The 21,748-nt window shown below is 58.1% G+C and carries 21 protein-coding genes; 9 read left to right on the top strand and 12 right to left on the bottom strand.

Annotation, left to right across the window (positions count from 1 at the left end):
• Nucleotides 1-73: 73 nt before the first annotated feature.
• Nucleotides 74-976, top strand: a complete 903-nt coding sequence (locus tag ACGS9J_RS05125) for a DMT family transporter (protein WP_442229928.1) — start codon at nucleotides 74-76, stop codon at nucleotides 974-976.
• Here the strand turns inward: ACGS9J_RS05125 and ACGS9J_RS05130 are convergent.
• The 3 genes from ACGS9J_RS05130 to ACGS9J_RS05140 all read right to left on the bottom strand — a co-directional run bounded on the left by ACGS9J_RS05130 (nucleotide 973) and on the right by ACGS9J_RS05140 (nucleotide 3,593).
• Complete coding sequence (locus ACGS9J_RS05130; protein ID WP_442229929.1) at nucleotides 973-2,391, bottom strand: sensor histidine kinase N-terminal domain-containing protein; 1,419 nt, start codon at nucleotides 2,389-2,391, stop codon at nucleotides 973-975. The two genes, ACGS9J_RS05125 and ACGS9J_RS05130, sit on opposite strands and share 4 nt — an antisense overlap.
• Complete coding sequence (gene tctD, locus ACGS9J_RS05135) at nucleotides 2,378-3,052, bottom strand: transcriptional regulator TctD (protein WP_442229930.1); 675 nt, start codon at nucleotides 3,050-3,052, stop codon at nucleotides 2,378-2,380. Before tctD ends, ACGS9J_RS05130 begins: the two co-directional genes overlap by 14 nt.
• A gap of 220 nt (nucleotides 3,053-3,272) precedes the next feature.
• The gene (locus tag ACGS9J_RS05140) at nucleotides 3,273-3,593 is read right to left on the bottom strand and encodes a hypothetical protein (RefSeq protein WP_442229931.1); all 321 of its coding nucleotides are present in this window, start codon (nucleotides 3,591-3,593) and stop codon (nucleotides 3,273-3,275) included.
• Nucleotides 3,594-3,883: 290 nt separating this feature from the next.
• Here ACGS9J_RS05140 and ACGS9J_RS05145 point away from each other — a divergent pair, with 290 nt between their 5' ends.
• From ACGS9J_RS05145 to ACGS9J_RS05155, 3 genes are read left to right on the top strand one after another with little or no spacing between them, the layout of a single operon-like run.
• Nucleotides 3,884-4,864, top strand: a complete 981-nt coding sequence (locus ACGS9J_RS05145; protein ID WP_442229932.1) for a Bug family tripartite tricarboxylate transporter substrate binding protein — start codon at nucleotides 3,884-3,886, stop codon at nucleotides 4,862-4,864.
• A gap of 13 nt (nucleotides 4,865-4,877) precedes the next feature.
• Nucleotides 4,878-5,309: a tripartite tricarboxylate transporter TctB family protein gene (locus tag ACGS9J_RS05150; protein ID WP_442229933.1), complete on the top strand. Its 432-nt coding sequence runs from the start codon at nucleotides 4,878-4,880 to the stop codon at nucleotides 5,307-5,309.
• 11 nt (nucleotides 5,310-5,320) lie between these two features.
• Nucleotides 5,321-6,838, top strand: coding sequence for a tripartite tricarboxylate transporter permease (locus tag ACGS9J_RS05155; protein ID WP_442229979.1), 1,518 nt, complete (start codon nucleotides 5,321-5,323; stop codon nucleotides 6,836-6,838).
• A 64-nt stretch (nucleotides 6,839-6,902) separates the two neighbouring features.
• Here ACGS9J_RS05155 and ACGS9J_RS05160 read toward each other — a convergent pair whose 3' ends face one another.
• Nucleotides 6,903-7,898, bottom strand: a complete 996-nt coding sequence (locus ACGS9J_RS05160) for a DMT family transporter (protein WP_442229934.1) — start codon at nucleotides 7,896-7,898, stop codon at nucleotides 6,903-6,905.
• Nucleotides 7,899-8,067: 169 nt separating this feature from the next.
• Here ACGS9J_RS05160 and pdxR (ACGS9J_RS05165) point away from each other — a divergent pair, with 169 nt between their 5' ends.
• Nucleotides 8,068-9,525 carry a MocR-like pyridoxine biosynthesis transcription factor PdxR gene (gene pdxR / locus ACGS9J_RS05165; protein WP_442229935.1) on the top strand — a complete coding sequence of 486 codons (1,458 nt, stop codon included), beginning with the start codon at nucleotides 8,068-8,070 and terminating at the stop codon, nucleotides 9,523-9,525.
• An 8-nt stretch (nucleotides 9,526-9,533) separates the two neighbouring features.
• On the opposite strand, the gene ACGS9J_RS05170 is transcribed toward pdxR (ACGS9J_RS05165), so the two are convergent.
• Genes ACGS9J_RS05170 through ACGS9J_RS05185 form a run of 4 tightly spaced genes read right to left on the bottom strand, consistent with a single transcriptional unit; the run spans nucleotide 9,534 to nucleotide 13,191 of the window.
• Nucleotides 9,534-10,034, bottom strand: a complete 501-nt coding sequence (locus ACGS9J_RS05170) for a protein disulfide oxidoreductase (RefSeq protein WP_442229936.1) — start codon at nucleotides 10,032-10,034, stop codon at nucleotides 9,534-9,536.
• Nucleotides 10,027-10,743: a DsbA family protein gene (locus ACGS9J_RS05175; protein WP_442229937.1), complete on the bottom strand. Its 717-nt coding sequence runs from the start codon at nucleotides 10,741-10,743 to the stop codon at nucleotides 10,027-10,029. The genes ACGS9J_RS05170 and ACGS9J_RS05175 overlap by 8 nt, the downstream gene beginning before the upstream one ends.
• A complete protein-coding gene (locus ACGS9J_RS05180) occupies nucleotides 10,740-12,776 on the bottom strand; it encodes a protein-disulfide reductase DsbD family protein (RefSeq protein WP_442229938.1) in 2,037 nt (678 codons plus the stop codon). Before ACGS9J_RS05180 ends, ACGS9J_RS05175 begins: the two co-directional genes overlap by 4 nt.
• A gap of 49 nt (nucleotides 12,777-12,825) precedes the next feature.
• Nucleotides 12,826-13,191, bottom strand: coding sequence for a copper resistance protein (locus ACGS9J_RS05185; RefSeq protein WP_442229939.1), 366 nt, complete (start codon nucleotides 13,189-13,191; stop codon nucleotides 12,826-12,828).
• Between the two features lie 179 nt (nucleotides 13,192-13,370).
• On the opposite strand from ACGS9J_RS05185, the gene flk reads away from it, so the two are divergent.
• On the top strand, nucleotides 13,371-14,399 hold the full coding sequence (flk, locus tag ACGS9J_RS05190; RefSeq protein WP_442229940.1) for a flagella biosynthesis regulator Flk: 1,029 nt from the start codon (nucleotides 13,371-13,373) through the stop codon (nucleotides 14,397-14,399).
• A 98-nt stretch (nucleotides 14,400-14,497) separates the two neighbouring features.
• Here flk and ACGS9J_RS05195 read toward each other — a convergent pair whose 3' ends face one another.
• Nucleotides 14,498-14,953, bottom strand: coding sequence for a rhodanese-like domain-containing protein (locus tag ACGS9J_RS05195; protein ID WP_442229941.1), 456 nt, complete (start codon nucleotides 14,951-14,953; stop codon nucleotides 14,498-14,500).
• A 101-nt stretch (nucleotides 14,954-15,054) separates the two neighbouring features.
• Here ACGS9J_RS05195 and pdxR (ACGS9J_RS05200) point away from each other — a divergent pair, with 101 nt between their 5' ends.
• Nucleotides 15,055-16,488 carry a MocR-like pyridoxine biosynthesis transcription factor PdxR gene (gene pdxR / locus ACGS9J_RS05200; RefSeq protein WP_442229942.1) on the top strand — a complete coding sequence of 478 codons (1,434 nt, stop codon included), beginning with the start codon at nucleotides 15,055-15,057 and terminating at the stop codon, nucleotides 16,486-16,488.
• 32 nt (nucleotides 16,489-16,520) lie between these two features.
• Here pdxR (ACGS9J_RS05200) and ACGS9J_RS05205 read toward each other — a convergent pair whose 3' ends face one another.
• Entirely contained in the window at nucleotides 16,521-17,417 is an 897-nt protein-coding gene (locus ACGS9J_RS05205; protein ID WP_442229943.1) for an endonuclease/exonuclease/phosphatase family protein, read from the bottom strand.
• Between the two features lie 214 nt (nucleotides 17,418-17,631).
• Here ACGS9J_RS05205 and pepT point away from each other — a divergent pair, with 214 nt between their 5' ends.
• Nucleotides 17,632-18,864: a peptidase T gene (pepT, locus tag ACGS9J_RS05210; protein ID WP_442229944.1), complete on the top strand. Its 1,233-nt coding sequence runs from the start codon at nucleotides 17,632-17,634 to the stop codon at nucleotides 18,862-18,864.
• A gap of 43 nt (nucleotides 18,865-18,907) precedes the next feature.
• Here the strand turns inward: pepT and ACGS9J_RS05215 are convergent, their stop codons facing one another.
• Complete coding sequence (locus ACGS9J_RS05215; RefSeq protein WP_442229945.1) at nucleotides 18,908-20,020, bottom strand: SLC13 family permease; 1,113 nt, start codon at nucleotides 20,018-20,020, stop codon at nucleotides 18,908-18,910.
• A gap of 156 nt (nucleotides 20,021-20,176) precedes the next feature.
• On the opposite strand from ACGS9J_RS05215, the gene apbE reads away from it, so the two are divergent.
• Entirely contained in the window at nucleotides 20,177-21,208 is a 1,032-nt protein-coding gene (gene apbE, locus ACGS9J_RS05220; RefSeq protein ID WP_442229946.1) for an FAD:protein FMN transferase ApbE, read from the top strand.
• A gap of 65 nt (nucleotides 21,209-21,273) precedes the next feature.
• Here the strand turns inward: apbE and ACGS9J_RS05225 are convergent, their stop codons facing one another.
• The gene (locus ACGS9J_RS05225) at nucleotides 21,274-21,495 is read right to left on the bottom strand and encodes a hypothetical protein (protein WP_442229947.1); all 222 of its coding nucleotides are present in this window, start codon (nucleotides 21,493-21,495) and stop codon (nucleotides 21,274-21,276) included.
• Nucleotides 21,496-21,748: the final 253 nt, after the last annotated feature.

Consider the following 21,748-nt stretch of genomic DNA (forward strand, 5'->3'; position numbering starts at 1 on the left):
GATATCACTATATATAATAAACCGGACACGCGTAAACTAGCCAGCATGTCAGTCGTTAATGAGAATAATTATCATGAATATGCTCTTCCCTTTGCTGGCGGTGTTGATTTGGTCAATCAACGCCGTGGTCAGCAAGCTCTCGGCCACCGCTATCGATCCGGCCGCTATTTCCTTCTACCGCTGGCTGCTGGCGCTGATCACCCTGACGCCGTTCGTGCTGCCCGGCGTGATCCGCCACTGGTCAGCGATACGCGCCAACTGGTGGAAATTGCTGATCCTCGGCATGCTGGGCATGGTGCTGTATCAAAGCCTGGCGTATTACGCGGCGCACAGCGTCAGCGCACTGTTTATGGGCATCATTGTTTCACTGATCCCACTACTGACCATTTTGATCAGCATCGTGCTGTTGCGCGTCGCGCCGACGGTGGGCATTGCGATAGGCAGTCTGTTGTCTCTAGGGGGATTGATCTGGCTGGTGAGCGCCGGGAACCCGGGGGAATTGCTGCACCACGGCATCGGCAAAGGCGAGTTGATGATGTTTGCCGCTACCGCCTCTTATGCACTGTACGGCGTACTGACCAAGCGTTGGGCGATTGCCCTGCCGAACTGGCAGTCGTTGTATATACAGATCCTGTTCGGTGTGGTGCTGTTGCTGCCTAATTTCCTGATGGCACAAGACGTCGCGCTGACCAGCCAAAATATTCCTTTGGTGCTGTTCGCCGGCATTCCTGCCTCGATTGTCGCGCCTTATCTGTGGATCCACGGCGTTATGCGTCTGGGTGCCAATACCGCGTCGATCTTTATGAATCTGGCACCGGTATTTACCGCCGTCATTGCGGTGCTGTTCCTGCATGAACACCTGCACAGCTACCATCTGATCGGCGGTGGCATTACCCTGCTGGGCGTGATCCTGTCGCAGCGTCTGCGCACGCCGCTGGGGCGCAAGGCAAAACAAGCCGCGGAGTGTCAGAGCTAAGGTAACAGTTGAAAACGCACCCGCACCAACAGGCCACCCAATGTGGCCGAGGTCAACAGCTCCGGGCGGGTGCCGTGATAACGGGTGATATCGCTGACCAGCGCCAGCCCCAATCCTGCGCCGGGTTGGTCACCCACGTTATCCAGCCGATGAAACGGCTGCAGCGCCTGAGCGGTGTCCTGTTGTGCTATGCCCGGCCCGCTGTCTTCAATTTCCAATATCCCTTCGCCGGCCTGCTTGTCCAGGGTGAGGCGTGCGGTGACCGTCCCCTGATACGGCGTATATTTCAGCGCGTTATCCAGCAAATTGGCGCACAGTTCGGTTAATAACAGCGCTTCTCCGCCGACCCAACAGACCGATTCCCCCTCGTACCCCAGATCAATGCGTTTGCTGCGCGCCTGCGGCAAACGGGAAAAGCAGGCGTCGCGCAGCACCTGTGCCAGATTTACCGGTTGCAGCTGGCGATCGGCCTGGTGTTCATGGGCTTTGAGCCGTGAAAGATAGAGCAAGCGATCGGTCAGCGCCACGGTGTTATCCAACGTAGCGCTCATGGCCAGCAAACTTTCCCGCCATTGCTCCGGCTGGTCGCTGGCCAGCGCGACGCCCACCTGGGTTTTCAATACGGTTAACGGCGTGCGCAGCTGATGCGAAGCATCGGCACTGAAGCGTTCCTGCCGCGCTACCATCACCCGCAGCCGTTCAATATAGCGGTTGAACGCCAGCAGCAACGGCTGCATTTCCGACCAGGGCAACACCGTTGGCAACGGCGTCAACTCCCCCGGATCGCGCCGCAGCATGATGCCGGAAAGTTTGCGCATCGGCTTAAGCACCCGTTTGAGCAACGCAAAGGCCAGGATCATGGTCAGCACGACGACGGTTCCCTGGCTGAGCAAGGCAGAGAGCATCATCTGCCGTGCCAGATAACGGCGCGACTCCAGGGTTTCCGCCACCAAAATGGTTGCCATGCCCATTACGCCGGATTCATTGACCGGCTGGTATAGCGCGGCCACGCGTATCGGACGGCCGCGATATTCGGCATCATAGAAATGCACCAGCGCCGGATACAGACTGGAGCGCAGGATATGCGGCGGCATCGGCGGCAGATCGTCATAACCAGAGATGCTTTCACCCTGCGGGGAGATCACTTCGTAATAGAGCTGATCGTTCATGTTGCGCTCAAAACTGTCGAGCACCACATAAGGCACGTCCGCCTCCAATCGGCCATTGCGCACCACCAGCCGTTCTGCCACGGTGCGCGCCGACGCCAGCAAGGTGCGATCGTAAGCCAGCGTAGCGGCATTCATCGCGCTGAAATAGTGGGTATAAATCGAGATACCGCCCAGCACCAGCAGCGGTAAACCAAAGAACAACAACAGTTGATAAAACAGCGATCGCGGCGCGTTAAACCACCTCATTGCAAAGCTCCAGGCTGTAGCCCAGACCGCGCAGGGTGATAATGGCTACGTTGCTGCCCTGCAGCTTCTTGCGCAGCCGATGAACATAGAGTTCGATACTCTCCGGATTGGCCTCGTCGGCCAGGGTAAATACCTGTTCAAACAGTTGCTGTTTGGCGACCGGCCGACCACGGCGGTGGATCAACGCGGTCAACACGGCCAGTTCACGCGGCGTCAATTGCAGTGGTTTGTCGTCCAGTTGAAAATAGCCTTCATCGTGATAGGTCAGCGCACCGTATTTCAGCGCCTGCTGGGTCACACCGACGCTGCGGCGCAACAACGCCCGAATACGCGCCTCCAGCTCATCGAGTTCGAAAGGCTTGGTGAGATAATCGTCAGCCCCCAGGTTCAGCCCTTTGACCCGATCGGCGACGTCGGTTCTGGCCGTCAGCAACAGCACCGGTAAGTCCTGCCCGCGTTTGCGCAGACGGGCCAGCAGATCCAGGCCATTCAGCCGCGGTAACGCCACGTCCAGCACCACCAGCGCATAGGTTTCGTTTAACAGCAGGTGATCGGCCGCCAGCCCGTCCGGCGCGACGTCGACGGCAAAACCGACGCCGGTTAGCGCCTTTTGCAGCCAGTGGGATAACTCGGGATGGTCCTCAACCAATAACAGACGCATGTTTCCATTCCATTGATTTGTCTATGCCCATAGGCCGAATGCTGAGCGATGGCAGCAGGATCCGGCGCATTGCCAATTAACATCTTTATAACAACAGGATGGCACGGAAGACGCAGTGATAGAAGGGTTGCTCCTGGTCAGTTTTGGGAGCTGGAACACAATTGCGACACGGAATAAACCCTGACCTGTCGGCAACAGGGTTCATTCGATCGGCCCGTCGCTATTTTTCGCAGTCAGCCAGAGCGATATCCAGCACCGGTTGTAATTTGGCGGGCGTAAACGGCGGGGACACCAGTACCGAGCGATTATTTGTCGCGAACACCAGATCAACGCCGGTAATACAGGCGGTCATCTGGCATATGTATTTTTTGCCTTTCACATTAGAAAAATGCAGTTCAAAAACGCCGATATCGGCGCGCAGGCGCTTCAGGCTGCAATGACCTTCCTCCCCGACCCTTTCGGCATAGGCCACCGGCAACATCTTGATGGCGCTAACTTTATTGCTGTCCTTGCTGCCGAATAACTTCCCTAATGAAAACATAACAATGTACCTTTAATCATTTTATTTTTCGGCATTCTACCGCAAAACAACACGGACAAATCTGACATTACGCAGATTTTAAGCAGGGTTTACGGGCTGTTATTCCCCCAGGGCATGTGTTAACGCCGCAGCCAATGTTGGCGGCGTTATTGCCGCTAACAGGAGACACGTATCACATCCCGGAAACTTTTCCGTCGGTTGAAAGGTAAATGAAAGGTTGTTGATTTAACAATCCAGCAACCCGTATCGGCGGGGATCCGTACCGACTGAAAAATACCTTGGGGAAAGCAATGAAAAAAATAATCACCCGCACACTGACCGCTACCGCCCTGCTGCTGGCAGCCCATCAGGCCTTTGCCGTGGAAGCGCCAAAACGTACCGAATGTATCGCTCCTGCCAAACCCGGCGGGGGTTTTGACCTGACCTGCAAACTGATCCAGGTATCGCTGCAGGAAACCAAAGCCATCGATAAACCGATGCGCGTGACCTACATGCCCGGCGGCGTCGGCGCGGTGGCCTATAACGCTATCGTCGCCCAGCGTCCGGCTGAATTCGGCACGGTAGTGGCCTTCTCCGGCGGTTCGTTGCTGAATTTGTCACAGGGGAAATTCGGCCGTTACAACGTTGATGACGTGAAATGGCTGGCCGCTGTCGGCACCGACTACGGCATGATCGCCGTGCGCGCCGACTCGCCGTACAAAACCCTGAAGGATCTGATGGATGCGTTCCAAAAAGATCCCAACAGCGTGGTGTTCGGCGCAGGTGCTTCTATCGGCAGCCAAGACTGGATGAAAACCGCCTTGCTGGCGCGCGAAGTTGGCGTCGATCCCCACAAAATGCGCTACGTGGCGTTCGAAGGGGGTGGCGAGCCGGTGACCGCCCTGCTCGGAAACCACATTCAGGCAGTTTCCGGCGATCTGAGCGAAATGGTGCCTTACCTGCAGGGCGACAAAATTCGCGTCCTGGCCGTGTATTCCGAACAACGCCTGCCGGGTCAGTTAGCCGATGTCCCGACCGCCAAAGAGCAAGGGTTCAATCTGGTCTGGCCGATCATTCGCGGCTTCTACGTTGGCCCGAAGGTCACGGAAGAGGAATACCAGTGGTGGCTCGATACCTTCAAGAAAATGATGACGACCGACGAATTCAAAAAACAGCGCGATCTGCGTGGTCTGTTTGAATTCGACCTGACCGGTAAGGAACTCGATGCCTACGTGAAAAACCAGGTCAATCAGTACCGTGAACAGGCCAAAGTTTTCGGCCTGGCCAAATAACCGGGGGCTTACCATGAGCGATCGCATTTTTGCCGGGTTCTGGCTGCTGCTGTGCATCGGCGGCCTGTTTATCGGCTGGGGTATCCAGAGCGAATACAGCTATGAACCGCTGGGGCCGCGCCCCTTCCCGCTGGCTATTCTCAGCCTGATGGCGCTGTGCGCGGCGCTGCTGCTGTTGAATAAACCGCAGGTCGTTGAATGGCCGCATAACAAGGTGATGCAACGTCTGCTGGTGCTGGTGATTACGCTGGTGCTGTACGCCTGGGGTTTTGAGTGGTTGGGCTTTCCGCTGGCGACCGCGCTGCTGACCTTCAGTATTGGCTTGTTGTTCCAGGCCAGTCTGATAGCGGCGTTGGTGTCCGGCGCGGTGATGGGCGTTGCGCTGTATTACGCCTTTGACCGCTTACTTGATGTGACACTGCCACTCGGCGTTTGGCTGAGCTAACGGGGGCGATGATGGAAACCTGGATGTATTTGTCTCAAGGGTTTGAGGTGGCATTGGTGCCCCAGAACCTGGTTATCGCCCTGGTCGGCTGCTTCGTCGGTACCATTGTCGGCCTGCTGCCGGGATTGGGGCCGATCAACGGTGTGGCTATTCTGCTGCCGCTGGCGTTTGCCCTCAAGCTGCCGGCCGAATCCGCATTGATCCTGCTGGCGACGGTGTATATCGGCTGTGAATACGGTGGTCGTATCTCCTCGATACTGCTCAACGTACCGGGGGATGCCGCGGCGATCATGACTGCGCTGGACGGTTACCCGATGGCGCAGCAAGGCCGTGCCGGAGTCGCCCTGTCGATTTCGGCGGTCAGTTCCTTTATCGGTTCAATTATTGCTATCGGCGGGATTATTCTGTTTGCCCCGCTGCTGGCCCGTTGGTCACTGGCGTTCGGCCCGGCGGAGTACTTCGCCCTGATGGTGTTCGCCATCGCCTGTCTGGGCAGCATGATGAGCCAGAACCCGCTGAAGTCGCTGCTGGCGGCGCTGATTGGCCTGGGGCTGGCGACGGTCGGGGTAGACGCCAACACCGGCGTTTATCGCTTTACCTTCGACAGTGTTCACCTCTCCGACGGCGTGCAATTTATTGTGGTGGTGATCGGCCTGTTCTCGGTCAGTGAAATTCTGCTGATGCTGGAAAGCACCAGCGGCGGACAAAAACTGGTACGTAAAACCGGTCGCCTGCTGTTTAACCGCAAAGAGGCCGCCGAATGCGTGGGCCCCACGCTGCGCTCTTCGGTGATCGGTTTCTTCGTCGGCATCCTGCCGGGTGCCGGTGCCACCATCGCCAGTGCGCTCACCTACATGACCGAAAAGAAAATCAGCGGTAACAGCGAAACCTTCGGCAAAGGGGATATCCGCGGCGTCGCAGCCCCTGAAGCGGCCAATAACGCTTCGGCCTGCGGTTCGTTCATCCCGATGCTGACGCTGGGCGTACCGGGTTCCGGCACCACGGCGGTGATGATGGGCGCGCTGACGTTGTACAACATCACGCCAGGTCCGGCGATGTTCACCGAACAACCGGATATTGTCTGGGGGCTGATTGCCGCACTGCTGATTGCCAACGTGATCCTGCTGATCATGAACCTGCCGCTGGTGGGCCTGTTCACCCGCATGCTGACCATTCCCTTGTGGTTCCTGGTCCCGGCGATTGCCGCGGTGTCTGCGGTCGGCGTTTACGCAGTGCACAGCACCACCTTTGACCTGCTGTTAATGGTCGGATTGGGGGTGTTTGGTTACATACTGAGGAAAATGCACTTCCCGATGTCACCGCTGATCCTGGGCTTTGTTCTGGGAGAAATGCTGGAGCAAAACCTGCGCCGCGCGCTGTCGATCAGCAACGGTGAGTTTGGCATCCTGTGGAGCAGCAGCATCGCGCAAACGCTGCTGGTGTTAGCGGTGTCTGTACTGGTGCTGCCGCCGCTGCTGCGCAAGTTACGCAAACGCCGCCTGACAGCAGAAGCGGCCAAGGCCGAGTAAGCAAAAGGGCGGGGTCATGACCCCGCCCGAATCTTTGACGACAATAACGTCGTTTCCGCGCCAATCACGCCGCAGCCGTCTTGCTCTTCAACATCAGCACCCCACCCATCACCAATGCACTGCCCAGTAACTGTAGCTGATTCATATTTTCCCCCAGCAGGAAGTAGGCGATCACCGCCGTGAACACCAGTTCCAGCGACAAAATCAGGTTAGCCACCGCCAGCGGCAAGGTTTTCAGGCTGATGTTGTACAGGCCGAATCCCAACAGCGTCGGGCCGGCGGCCAGGGTCAGCAGCAACAACCAGCCGCTCCACGCGATCCCCTCAGCGCCCTGAGACAGGAACCACAATGAGCCTGTCATACCCTGGAACGCCGCCAGTGGATGGAGCGTTAGCGCCGCATTGAACAGCCACTGATAAACCGCCGAAAAGCCAAACACGTACAAGATGGTATTCCACACCGGATAATGACGCTCGGTCGCCACCCGCCCACCCAGGGTGTAGAGGGTATAGCCGACGCCGGACAGCATACCCACCACCAACCCCAGCAGGTTAAAATGGCTGCTGCCCGAACTGTCGCCGTTGCTGACCAGGAAGCAGCCGCCCAGGCTGACCACTATCACCACCAGTTGGCGCAGGCTCAGGCGCTCGCTGTACATCACCCAGCCGAGGAACACGGTAAAACCGACCGAGCAGTAAGTCAGGATGGTCGCCACCGACGCACCGTTCAGCGCTACCGACAGCGTCCACAGGCTGTTGAATACCGCCAATAGCAGGCCATAACAGGCATAAAAGGGGATCTGCGCACGCTGTAAGCGCGCCCACTCGGGTTTGAACAGCAGCAGGATCGGCAACAACACCAGAGCCACCAGCGCCGCGCGCCAGAAGGCCAGCACAAAGGTCGGCAGGCGATAATATTCCGTCAGCACGCGGATAATAATGGCGGTAAAAGCCAGCAACATGGCGCTGATGATGGCAATCACGTAGCCCTGACTGCTGCCCTGTAAAATACGCGCCCCCGGGAAGACCGGCCTGGCTGAGATACCCGATGGTAATGACATGACACCCTCAAAAAACGGCGATAATAGACTCAGGCGAGATTCTAACGCCGCGCCGCCTTACCGCCAGAGCCACTTTCCCCCGATGTTATACAGGCCACTTTTATCCTCTTGAAGGCCTGTAACTATGGGGTATAGTGAAAATCACCCTCGTTAACCGGGCCAATTGCGCATGCATATTCCATTAGACCGTCAGCAGAATATTCCGTTGTATCTGCAAATTGAGGAAGCGCTGCGACGGGCGATCCTCAGCGGCGTATTTGTCGATGGCGATAAACTGCCCTCCACGCGCACGCTTGCCGCCAAGTTGGCCGTCAGCCGGCTGACGGTGGATAACGCCTACGCCGAACTGGCGGCCAAAGGTTTTTTGCGCCAGCGACGCGGCAGCGGTGCCTATGTGTTACATCCGCTGCTACAGCCCGCGCAGCCGCGCCCAACCTGCGATACGCCTTTCCCGACTGAGCGTTTCACCACCCTGACCTCCCGGCTGGATGGTTACCCCGATACGCCTCTGCCAAGCAACATCATCAACTTTGCCGCCGGCGTCGGCAGCCCGAAAGTCTTCCCTCAGGAAGAGTTCCGCAAGATATTGCTGTCGGTGCTCAGCCGTCATGCGGAAGAAGCCTTCAGCTATGGCGAATACTGCGGCTATTACCCGCTACGCGACACGCTGGGCCGGATACTCACCGCTCAGGGCATCCCCACCCATGCGGAACAGTTGTTGATCACCAACGGTTCGCAGCACGCCATTAGCCTGATTGTGCAAAGCCTGCTGGAACCGGGAGATACAGTGATCGTCGAACAACCGACCTACGCCGAAGCACTGGGGCTGCTGCGCCAACACCGCATCAATATCGTCACCGTTCCCAGCGATCGGCACGGCATGCTGGTTGAACAGCTGCCCGCGCTGCTGGAAAAGCACCGACCGAAGCTGATTTACACCATTCCCAATTTCCACAACCCTACCGGACGCTGCATGAGCGAAGCCCGCCGTCGACGCCTGCTGACGTTAGCCGAGCAGGCCGGCGTAGTGATACTGGAAGACGATTTTGTCGGCGATCTGCGCTACAACGGCAAGCAGTTGCCCTCGCTGCGGGCGCTGGCACGGCCAGGTACGGTGATTTATGTCAGCACCTTTTCGAAAATGCTGCTGCCCAGCATGCGCATCGGTTATCTGGTGGCGGACAGCGACCATTATCGGCAGTTCGCCCGACTGAAACACGTCGACAGCTTTACCAGTTCCAACCTGATCCAACGCGCGTTGGACGCGTTCGTCACCATAGGTCGCTACGACAAACAGTTGCGACGTGCCGGGCGGTTGTATCGCCAGCATAGAGACGTGATGGTGACGGCCTTGCAGCAACACCTGCCGCACGGCTGTCAATTTGAAATCCCGGAAGGCGGGTTGTTTATCTGGCTGACGCTGCCTGCCGCCGTCAGTACCGAGGCGTTGATGCCGATGGCCTGGCAACAGGGGGTCACCTTTGCGCGTGGGGAATGTTTTTATGCCGAAGAAAAACGTGGCGCACATAGCCTGCGATTGAACTTCGCTGCCAATACGCCACCGCAAATAGAAGAAGGTATCGCCCGACTGTGCCGGGCGATTGATGAGGTCATCACTTCAGGATGAGCCGACGATCAGAGTCCGGCCCACCATAACCGCAGTTTCATCCCCCAGTAGCTGGTCCAGCCGGTGGTGCTTTGCACCACCTTGCCCTGGGAAATGATCGCCAGTGTAGGCGTGACGCCGATCTGCCACTGCGCCGACAGTTCGCCACGCGGATCGTTGACTACCGGCAGCGTCACCCGTTTGCCCGCCAGCCACTGCTCCACCTGGCGATCGTCGCCGGAACGCAGCGCCACGGTCAACACGTTGCCGCCCTCACCGACCAACCTGGCGACATACGGCGTGGTAAAGCGGCAGACACCGCACCAGCTGGCCCAGAAATAAACCAGCAAGGGTTTATCCTGGCTGAGTTGCGCCAGAGACACCTGATCGCCGTTCAACGTCGTCAACAACTGCGAATCAAACGCCGCGGGGGGCTGTGGCGCGCGCAGCCAATCCATCCCAAACGCAACGACCAGGACAATCAGCAGCAGGATCAGCAGTTCACGGCCCCAACGCCGCAGCTTAGCCATGATTGACCTTCGCAAGCTGTTGTTTCACGACCGCCTCCAGATCCTCATAAGAAACCGCGCCCGGCAGCATCTGATCGCCAATCAAGGTTGCCGGCGTTCCCTGTACCCCCAGTTGCTCTGCCAGTTCCATGTTGGTACGCAACGTGGTCATGCTCAGTTCGCTGGGCGCTACGGCTTTCACCCCGGTTTTCTGCTGCGCGGCGGCGATGCTGGCCGTGTCATGGAAACCCTTTTTCGCCATCAGCCGCTGATGCAGCGCCCAGAACTGATCCGGGTGCTGCTGCCAGGTCGTCAGCGCCACGCGCGCCGAACTGACGGAGCTTTCCCCTTTAAACGGCAGCAATTTCACCACCAGCGCCACCTCTGGATACTGTTTGACGATCTTTTCCAGCATCGGGTCAAAACGCTTGCAGTACGGGCAGTTATAGTCGGTAAAAGCGACCAGGGTCAGTTTGGCATTGGCGGCGCCCAGACGAGGGCTGGCCGGATCTTCATATAAGGTTTTGGCGTTTTGCTTGATCGCCTGACTGATTTGCTGACCGGCGGTCTGCTGCTGCCAGGCGTCAACCGCCTGCGCCAGAATATCCGGGTTCGACACCAGCGTTTCACGGATCAGTTCTTTAATGCGTACCTCTTGTTCCGGGGTAAAAGGGGCCGCGGCCCAAACCGGGGTAACCATCAGTATCAGTAACATCAGTAATTTTTTCATTGTGAATTTCCTTTGGCGGCGGACAGGGTTTGCAAGACGGCATCACGGGTCAACAGCGGGGACAACACCACGCCGTCGGGGCTGCCAGGGCCATAAATCTGGTTAAAAGGGACGGCAACGCTGCCGCGTTTTTGCAGGAAAGCGCTAATTTCGGCCGATGGGCGGCTCCAGTCTCCCCGCAGGGCGACAACGTCCCCGGCACTCAGCGCTTTTTGCACATCATCACGCAGCAGTACATTGAATTTGTTGGCTTTGCAGGTTACGCACCAGTCAGCAGTCACATCGACAAACACCCGTTTATTCTGGGCAAGCGCCTGGCTAATCGCCTGCTCACTCAGCGGTTGCCAGTTGATATTGTCGTGCAGCGGCTGGCGCCACAACCCGGCGGTCAGCGAACCGGCCAATAGCACCACACCGACCAACACCAGCGTACCGGCAGCCAGCTTGGCCGCCAGGCGAACGCCATGTTGCCAACCCACCGCCAGCAACAAGGTCAGCAGTGCGATACCGCCCAGCACCAGCGTCGGCAAGGTGCCGATATGGTTGACCATCAGGCTCAGCAGCCACAGTGAAGAAGCCAGCATCAGCAACCCCATGACCCAGCGTAAACTGTTCATCCAGCGCCCCGGGCGCGGTAAACGCAGCGCCAAAGCAGGCCAGGCAGCAATCAGCAACCAGGGCAGGCTCATGCCGACACCCAATGCGATAAACATGCCCCACAACACCGGCAGCGGTGCCGCCAGCGCAAAGGCCACGGCGGTGCCCAGGAAGGGAGCTGAACAGGGCGTCGCCAGCAAGGTCGCGAATGCCCCCTGCCAGAAATGTCCACTCAGGCCACGTCCGTTATGAGTCGCCAGTTTGGTATTAAGCGAGGAGGAAAGCTGCAGGTGGAACAGGCCAAACAGGTTGGCGCTGAATAACAGCGTCACCAGCACCATAAAGCCGATAAACCACGGATTTTGGAACTGAATGCCCCACCCCAGCGCCTGGTTGCTCAACCGCAGCAACGTCATCAGCAACGCCAGTGCCATAAACGACGCCACAATACCGAACGACGAGGCCAGGAACTGCAGCCGGATGCTGTGTCGGTCGCGCTGCTCAACCTGGAGAATCGACCCCAGTTTGATGCCCAATACCGGCAGCACGCAGGGCATCAGGTTGAGGATCAACCCGCCCGCCAGCGCCATCAGCACCGCTTGCCACAGTGAAAAACCCGCCGCAGCCGGTAATGCCAACGGCCCGCCAATCGGCAGCGTCACCTGTTGCGCCAGCCCAGCATCCCCGATCACCAACGTCAGGGTTTTGCCGCGCAGATCCGGTGCAGTGTCACCCCAGCCATCGCTGACCGGCACTCGCGCCGTCATCAGCGAACCCTCGCTGCTGACCCGTGGCTTACCGAGATCGGCATCTTCCAGCGTATCGAAGAACAGCTCCGGGTGCTGCCAACCGGCGGCCCGCTCGGCACTGATCTGCAACTCGCCATTTTGATAACCGGCCTTGATGCTCTCCACCAGACCCTCGGCGATAGGGACCTGCCCCATCGCCTGCGCAAAGTCATGGGCAAACTGCGCGTCAGACGGCGCGCCAAGATCCAGGCTGAACGGATAGTCGGTCAAAATGCAGACGTTGCTGCAGGTGGACAACGTCAGCGTGCCCGCCAACTGACGCGGCGCAGCGCCTTTCATCACCATCGGCAGCTCAACCCGATCGTGGTAGCCCTGAGTGGAAATGCCGGCAACGTCAAAACGCTGCGGCGTCGGCCAGTACCAGGTCACCGCTGGCGGATTGCCTCGCCAGGTTATGGCCGGCGCGATGCCGCCTTCCCCCGGCGAACGCCAGTAGGTTTTCCAGCCTTTTTGCAGCTCTATTGCCAGCAGCAGCCGGGTTTCCCCTGCTTGCGAGGTGTCGGCGCGTAGCCGCACCTTGGCATGATCGTTAGTCGGGCTTTGCAACCAGCCGCTGTCTGCCGCCTGTAAAGCGGGCAGCCACAGCATGAACAGGCAGGCAAACGCCGACCTGATGATATTCAACATGTTTTTTCTCCATAAATAAGACAATCACCAAAACAGACGGGCGATTAACTCATTCACGGAAGACACATAATCGGAGATGCACCCTGAGGGTGGTGGGGGAGATCACTCTGGGAGGGGGAATACGCAAACGCGCGGCCACGGTGGGCGCTAACAGCACCAGTAACAGGCCGAGTCCGAACAGCAAAGTTTCGAACATCACCGGCGGTGAGGCCAACAAGGATTTCGCGCTCAGTTCGCAAGGCGTGGGTTGCAGTTCGGCGGCATCGTCAGGGGCGGATGGCGCGGCGCTGACGGCAGGCAGGCCCACCGCTTGCTGCAACGCATGCAGGCTCGCCATGCGCTGAGTCATGCAGATCAGCACCACCAGGCAAGCCAAGCCTAAAAACCATTTCGCAATCCGCTGCTGTTTAACCATGCCGTCCTCAATTCCAAGTCTGCGCTTATCTTAGCGGCGCAGGCGCGTTTAGCAATGTTTTGCCTGTAAAGAAATGTCTGACGGCGGTATTGATGGCGGCCATTTACAGGTATCATAGGCGCACACCTGCGCTTTTCGCCGGGTACGACGAATATTCTACACAGCGAAGGACAGGTGATATGCAACCTTTGAGTGGACCGGGCACCCCGATCGCCAACGATCGTCCTCCAAGCCCGGGCAAAACCACCGCCACTGACGATAGCCCGCTCTCCCCAGCGCAACGCACTACGCTGGAGAAGCTGATCGTCAAAATCATGGCGCTAAGCCCGGCCAAATCCGCAGAGATTTGGCTCACGCTGCGTCATGATCTGCAGACAGACAACAACAGTGAACTGCTGGCGCGCCATTTTCAACCGGCCGAGCAACTGCTGCAAAACCGTCTGACGCAGGTCCAACAAAACCATGCCAGCCGCCAATTGCTGCAGCAGCTCACCGAACTGTTGCCGCAGGGCAATAACCGCCAGGCCGTCAGCGATTTCATTCGCCAGCAGTTTGGCCACACGGTGCTGAGCCAGTTGAGCCACCCGCAATTGCAACAGGTGCTGAACCTGCTGCAAACCGGTAGCCTGGCCATTCCTCATCCGCAGCAAACCAGCACCAGCGATCGTCCGTTGCTGCCTGCCGAGCATCAAAGCCTGCAACAGCAGGTCACCAAGCTCAGTGCCGCCACCGGCGAGTCACCGGCCAAGATCTGGCAAACGCTGTTTGATCTGACCGGGGTCAAAACCAACGATCCATTGCCGGCGCGCCACTTCCAACTGCTGAACCAGTTTTTGCAGGTGAAAGTGGCGCTGAGCCCGCAGAGCGCACCGACGCTGAACAACCTGTTGGCCGCGCTCAAACAACCGGCGGATCCGCAAGAGCAGCAGCAATTGAATGACTACTGCCAGTCGCGTTTTAACTGCAACGCCAGCGCGCCGCTGACCCACCCGCAGATGAGCGACGTCATCAACCAACTGTTTGCCCGTCGTCTGGAAAAGGCCGGCCCTGCACAGCCGCTCAGCGTCAGCCATACCGAGCCGCAACCACTGCTCAATCCGCTGATTGCCGCCCTGCCCCAGCCGTTGCAAAAAGCGCTGAGCAAACCGGCGGTCGCCTTTACCCTGTTCGTTCTGGTGCTGGCTCTGGTATTGGCGCTGGTGTTTTAACCCTTCATTTCCCCCACCGACTTCTGGCCTGTGGATCCCCTATTCCACGGCCAGATTGAACGCTAATGTGAGTGGGCGTGATTGCCTGGGCTACCCCGTCAGGCACAGCCGCAATCTTCTCCCTGTGCCCTTCCCAACAGCGAACCCGGCAATTCACCGGTAGCCAATGGATGGCCATCACGTTTCCAAAAATCCAGGCCGCCAATCAACTCTTTCACCCGCAGACCCTGTTGCGCCAGTTTGTACGCGCCTTTGGTCGAGCCGTTGCAGCCGATGCCGTCGCAATAAGTGACGTAAACTTTGTCGCGGTCCAGATGCGCCGTGCCTGCCTCGTCCATCAGCCGATGCGGCAAACTGATAGCGCCGGGAATATGCCCGGCCGCATAGAGCGCCTCCGCACGGGTATCGATCACCAGGATCTCACTGACGCCATTGCGCAGATCTTCCGCCACGTCCCAGGCATCCGCGTAATAGCTCAGTTTAGCCGCCAGATAATCCAGACTCTGCGCCGCCGTCCCCGGTGGAAAAGCCAAAACCAATGAAGATACCGCCATGGAATTCACTCCTGTAGAACTGTAGATAAAGACTGATGACAATATTGCCTGATTTTGGTCTTATGCTTGATACCCATTTACACCCATGGATAAGTCCCATTATGGCTAATGCCCTGCCCACACTGTTTCACCAACCGGAACATACCGGCGGTACCTTGCGTGAGCGCGTGTGCAGTACGCTGCGCCGGGCTATCCATACCGGGGCGCTTGGCCGAGGGCAGCGCTTACCCTCATCCCGGATACTGGCCGAGGATTTGGGTGTCTCGCGCGTCACCACCGAAGCGGCCTATGCTCAGTTGGAAGCCGAGGGCTATCTGCAGCGTCGCATCGGCCAGGGCACCTTCGTGGCAATAGATATCGTCAAATCAGCGCCTGCGACTAAAGCCGCCGGCGAACCCCGGCTTTCACTGCGCGGCAGGCAGATCGTACAAACCGGTGGCTGCCGCGATCCGCAACAGCCTCTGCCCTTCGCTGCCGGCTCACCGGATCTGCGCGCCTTCCCGTTAAAACTGTGGAAACAGCTCACCGCCCAGCAATTGCGTCAGCGGGGAGAATCCCTGATGCGCTATGGCGATCCGCAGGGTTACCTGCCGCTGCGCGAGGCCATTGCCGGTTATGTCAGCCAGACGCGCGGCGTCAACTGTGATGCGCAGCAAGTTGTGGTGCTGACCAGTTCGCAGCAGGCCCTGCAGCTGATTGCCACCCTGCTACTGGATAACGGTGACAGCGTGTGGATGGAGGATCCCGGTTATCGCGGCGCCAGAAACGCTTTTAGCAGCGCCGGTGCCGCACTGGTGCCGGTCAAGGTTGACGAAGCCGGAATGCTGCCGGACAAGCAGCTCCCTACGCCGCGACTGATTTACCTGACGCCCTCACACCAATACCCCACCGGCGTGGCGCTCAGCCTGGCGCGGCGGCTCGAGCTGCTGGCATTGGCACACCGGCAGCGGGCATGGATTATTGAAGATGATTACGACAGCGAGTTTCACTATGACGGCCAGCCGATGCCGGCGATGCAGGGTTTGGATCGGCACGGTAACGTGCTTTACCTGGGCACCTTTTCCAAAGTGCTGTTTCCTTCGCTACGGCTGGCTTATTTGGTGGTACCACCGGCCTTGGTGGAACCCTTTACTGCCGCACGCACGGTATATGACGGCCACAGCGCCCAACTGATGCAGGCGGTGACCGCCGAGTTTATCCAACAGGGGCATTTTGCCGCTCATATCCGCTATATGCGTCAGTTGTACCGCAGCCGACGCGACCGATTATTGGCGGAGGTGCAGGAAAAGCTCGGGCATTTTGCCACGCCACAACCGGCAGGTGGCGGATTGCAACTCAGCGTTTGGCTGCCGCCCGGGCAAGAGAGCGCCCTGACCCAGCAGGCGCAGCATCTGGGCGTCGTCACGCCCGGGCTGACGGCTCAGTATCACATGCCGAACCGGCAGCGCGATGGCTGGCTACTGGGGTTTTCCGCCCTGACACCGGGTGAGATCCGCGCCGCCGTTGAGCGGCTGGCGCGGATTATGCCCGCTTAATCTTGTGGCCCCTGACAGAACCCCAAAATAAATTACTGCTCGGTCAGCCGCAGTTCGGCAACCAACGGCAGGTGATCGCTGACCGCCGGCCAGTGGATGCCGTTCCAGTCGCCGCTGGCGTTCGGCACCGTCAGGCTGTCTAGGTGCCAGCGCTGGGCGTTGCCGCTAAAGATATAATCGACCTTGATTTCGGCGTTTTCCGCCGGCCAGCTGCGGCCATCCTGCGCCTTGGGCATGATGTCGTTCCAGTAGCGGCTCAGCTCGGTCCAGGTGACGCTGCCCGGCACGTCGTTCATGTCGCCGAACAACAGCTTGATGCCGCGCATTTCAATAGTGCGGTCATTCAGCTCGCGCACCTGTTCCAGCCGCATCGCCGGATCTTCCTTGGTGTCCAGATGAGTGTTGATCAAGGTAATCGGCGCCGGGAACTCAGGCACATCAGTCTGGGCGCTAAAGGCAATGCGCTGTTCACGTTGGCCGGAAGGCAACGGGTAAATTTTGCTGTCATGCAGCGGGTATTTCGACAGGAATGCCAGCCCATACTCACCGCCGTCATAATCAATCGCACGGCCAAACGCGACGTGCATGCCGGTCAGTTTGGCCAGCTCCCCGGCCTGATCGAGCTTGCCGCTGCGGCCGGTCAGTTTATCCACCTCCTGCAGCGCCACCACGTCGACGTTCATCGCCTTGATTGCCTTGGCGATGGCGGTCATGTCGCTGACTTTCCCGGCGGCGATGTTAAAGCTGGCGACGCGGATCTTCGGTGCCTGTTCCAGGCTATAGGTTTTGTTCTTCAGGCCGCCGAGCGCACTGGCCACTTCACGGCTATTGGCGTTGCTGTTGGCATGACCGCCATCGGTGGATGACCAGGCCGTATGCGATATTCCCAGGGATAACAAAGTGATAAGCAAAGCATGACGTGAGCGCATGTATTCTCCTTTAACGTTCATATTATTTGGGGGCACCCGTTCCCCCACAGCTAACAACGATTTTGCCGCAGTTACCCGCGACTATTTCCTAGTTGCAGCGCTATTTTTTTATTCTGCGCGGCGTCTCGCATTCCGGCAGCGAAAGCATTGCACCATTGGACAACCGGCTGATTTAGCTTTAAAACCGATAGACCGCTTATCGAGAGGAACCCGCATGACCAGCGCCATTGCCGAACAGCTCACCGAACGTTTCTTCCGCTATCTGGCGGTAACCAGCCAGAGCGACGCCGCCGCAACCACGTTGCCCAGCACGCCGGGCCAACATGATATGGCCAAACTGCTGGCGGCCGAACTGCGTCAGTTAGGGATGCAAGACGTGCAAATCGACGAGCACGCCACCGTCACCGCCCGCAAACCCGGCAACCAGCCAGGCGCACCGCGCATCGGCTTTATTACCCATATCGATACCGTTGACGTTGGCCTGTCGCCCCATATTCACCCGCAGCGCCTGCGCTTTACCGGCCAGGACCTGTGCCTGAATGCAGAACAGGATATCTGGCTGCGCACCGCCGAACATCCGGAGATCCTGGCCTATCCGAATGAAGAGATTATTTTCAGCGACGGCACCAGCGTGCTCGGCGCCGACAACAAAGCGGCGGTCACGGTGGTGATGACCCTGCTGGCTAATCTGGGGGCTGCAGACCGCCACGGCGATATTGTGGTGGCTTTTGTTCCGGATGAAGAAATTGGCCTGCGTGGTGCCAAGGCGCTGGATCTGGCTCGTTTCGACGTGGATTTCGCCTATACCATCGACTGCTGTGAATTGGGGGAAGTGGTGTATGAGAACTTCAACGCCGCCGGGGCCGAGATCCGCATCGAGGGGGTGACCGCACACCCGATGTCGGCGAAGAACGTGCTGATCAACCCGATCCGCATCGCCAACGACATCATCAACCAATTCGACAGTCTGGATACGCCGGAGCATACCGAGGGGCGCGAAGGTTATTTCTGGTTCAACGACCTCACCGCCAATGCCAACCTCGCCACGCTGAAAGTGTCGATCCGTGATTTTGATCTGGCCGGGTTTAATGCACGTAAAGAGCGTATTCAGGAAGTTGTGCGACAGGTTGCGGCAAACTACCCGCGCGCCAAGGTCAGCTGCAAGGTGACGGATATCTACAGCAATATCAGCAATTCCATCGGTGAAGATAAGCGGGCCATCGAACTGATTTTCGGCGCTCTGGCCGCCCACGGCATTCCGCCAAAGGTGATCCCGATGCGCGGCGGCACCGACGGTGCCGCGCTCTCCAGCCGCGGGTTGGTAACGCCGAACTACTTCACCGGCGCGCACAATTTCCATTCGCGCTTTGAGTTTCTGCCGGTCAGCGCGTTTGTGAAGTCATATCAGGTGACGCGCAGCATCTGCTTGCTGGCGGCGCGTGGCTAAACACCATACTCAAGCAGCGCGGTATTGCCGGAAAATACCGCGCTTAAGCCAACAGCCAGCCCAGCACGCCGCCCCATGCCAGTAATGGCAACGAGAAGTAATGAAATTTCAGCCAAATTTTGCGCTCGCCCGCCATACGCAGCGCAATCAGGTTCGCCAGCGAACCGATCGCCAGCCCAAAGCCGCCGGCGTTCACCGCATAGGCCAACAGTGGGCTGGAAGGCACGTAATTAAGCATTAAAATGGTCGCCGGCACGTTGCTGATCACCTGCGACAGGCCAATCCCCAAAGCGTATATGCCGCCGTTGCCCAGCGTAGCGATATCGGCGAACCAGGGCTGGATTGCCTGTAGGCGGGTGAACAACCCCACGTCGATAAACATGGCGATAAAGACAAAAATCAGGCTCCAGTCGATCTGCAACAAGACCCGGCGCGCCAGCAGTAAAAAACCGATGAATACCGCCAACAGGCCATACAGCGGCAGATCAAGATCCAGACACAACAGAAAAATCACGTACAGCGCCACACAACTCAATAACAGGCGCAGCTGATAAGGGTAACCCTCGGTATCCGGGGCTTTAACGATATCCCGCGACGGGAAGCAGAAGCCTGTCAACAGCAGCAGACTGGCCAGCATCGCCGCACCAAACGGCGCCATTTGGGCGATGAACTCCAGGAAAGAGAGCGAAGACTTGCCCCACAGCAAAATATTTTGCGGGTTGCCAATCGGCGTCAGCAACGAACCGGCATTGACCGCCAGCGCCTGGAAGATAATCAACCGACCGATCGGCAACGACGACAGTTTTTTCAGCGTGATGGTCAGCGGAATGACGATAAACAGCGCCACGTCGTTGGTCAGGAACGACGACAATAACGCGGCGGAAAACACCAGAAACAGCGCCAACCGACGCTCGGTGTGCAGCGTATTGATGATTTTGCGGCCGATGAAATCAAAGTAACCGCTGACCTCAACGCCCTTGGTCAGCAACATCAGCCCAAGCAAAGTGATAATAGTGCGCCAATCGATAAAGCGGTTCAGCACAGACAGGGGTTGCGGGTTAAACAGCACCATCAGCACACCGGCTAACAGCAGGATATGCAAAAAACGGTCTTTCAGGAACGGCTGTATCAGCCGAACAACGGCGTTTGAACTCATGTTGAGCGCTTCAAAAAACAACCAGGGATCAGGAGCCAGACGTTAGCCCAAGCGCAGCGGCAACGCCAGCAAAATGCTCTTTTACCTTTAACTGCTTTTCATTTGTCGCGCTTTACTTTATTTGTAGCGCCTTTCACTGTTTCAAAGGATGTTTTCATGGCTAACGTTTTCGCCAAAGGGCTGTTGCTGAGTATCGTGCTCGGCTTGCTGGCCGCCTGTAATGACCCGGATACCCGCTCGCAGATCGACATTGAGGGTAAAACCATGGGCACCTTCTACAGCGTCAAGGTCAGCGGTGACCTGGCGGTCAACAAGCAGCAATTGCAACAGCAGATCGACGCGGTGCTGGAACGAGCCAATGACGATATCTCCACCTACCGCAACGACTCGGTGCTGTCGCGCTTTAATCAAAGCCGCAGTACAGCCCCGCAACCCATCCCGCGTGGGATGGCGGATATTATCCTGATGGCCCAACGCATCGGGCGCGATACTCAGGGTGCGATGAATATCACCGTCGGCCCGCTGGTGAATTTGTGGGGCTTTGGCCCAGACAAGCGCGTCGTCAAGGTACCCAGCCAACAGCAAATAGAGGCGGCGCAAAAAAACATTGGCCTGCAGCACCTCAAGTTACTCAGCGACAACCGTGGCGAGTGGCTGCAAAAGGATCTGCCGGAGATGTATGTTGATCTCTCGACGCTGGGCGAAGGCTACGGCGTCGACCAGTTGGTTCAGTTGATGGCCCGCAATGGCATCACCCACTATCTGGTGTCGGTCGGCGGCGCGGTTTCCTCGCGCGGCCTCAACGGTCAGGGTAAACCCTGGCGAGTCGCGATTCAAAAGCCGACCGATCGTGAAAATGCGGTGCAGGCACTGGTTGATTTGCAAGGCTATGGCATCAGCACCGCCGGCAGCTACCGCAACTATTTCGAACAGGACGGGCAGCGCTATTCGCACGTGATTGATCCCACAACCGGCAAACCTATTACCCATCGCCTGGTGTCCGCTACGGTGATAGCCCCAACCGCACTGGAAGCCGACGGCTGGGATACCGGCTTGATGGTGTTGGGCACTGAAAAAGCGCTAAAACTGGCGGAAGAAAAAGGACTGGCGGTCTACCTGATCAGCAAAACCGATGACGGGTTCAGCGCCGTGATGACGCCGCAGTTCAAAGCGTTTCTGGTGAAATAGTTTCTGTCCGATAACAAAAGCCCAGCTTCCGCTGGGCTTGATTCGGGGAACTCACCGGACGACGGTTATTTGGTCAACGCGATGATACCCAGCGTCAGACCGGCAACTGCCGCCGCCCCACCGGCGATCGCGCCGGCGGTTTCCCAGTTATCCTGCGTGGTGCCTTTCATACAGGTGTTGGTGTGCACCAGACGGCCCTGATCGTCATAGACCGGGACACAAGGTGACTCGGTCGCGCACCCAGCCAAAATGACCGACAGCAAACCAACTGCAATTAATTTTTTCATACTCTTGCCTCAATGTTCGATCACAACACTGCGCGAGTGATAGTCTCGCTATTGAGCCATTGTATGCGCAAAAGGCTGAACAAAGCGTTAATGATCCGTCAGGAGATGTAATTTGGGATAACTCCTAACGGCCCGCCAGCAGGGGTTACAGGCAAAAAAAAGCCCGCTCAAGTTTCTGGACTGACCCCATAAAGTTGGACGGTTCATATTAAGCGGCTTTCAGGGCCTGGGTTCGGTATTCTACCGGACTCAG

Origin of the sequence: Serratia quinivorans (genome assembly GCF_052113645.1) — a bacterium.
GTDB classification, from domain to species: domain Bacteria; phylum Pseudomonadota; class Gammaproteobacteria; order Enterobacterales; family Enterobacteriaceae; genus Serratia; species Serratia quinivorans_B.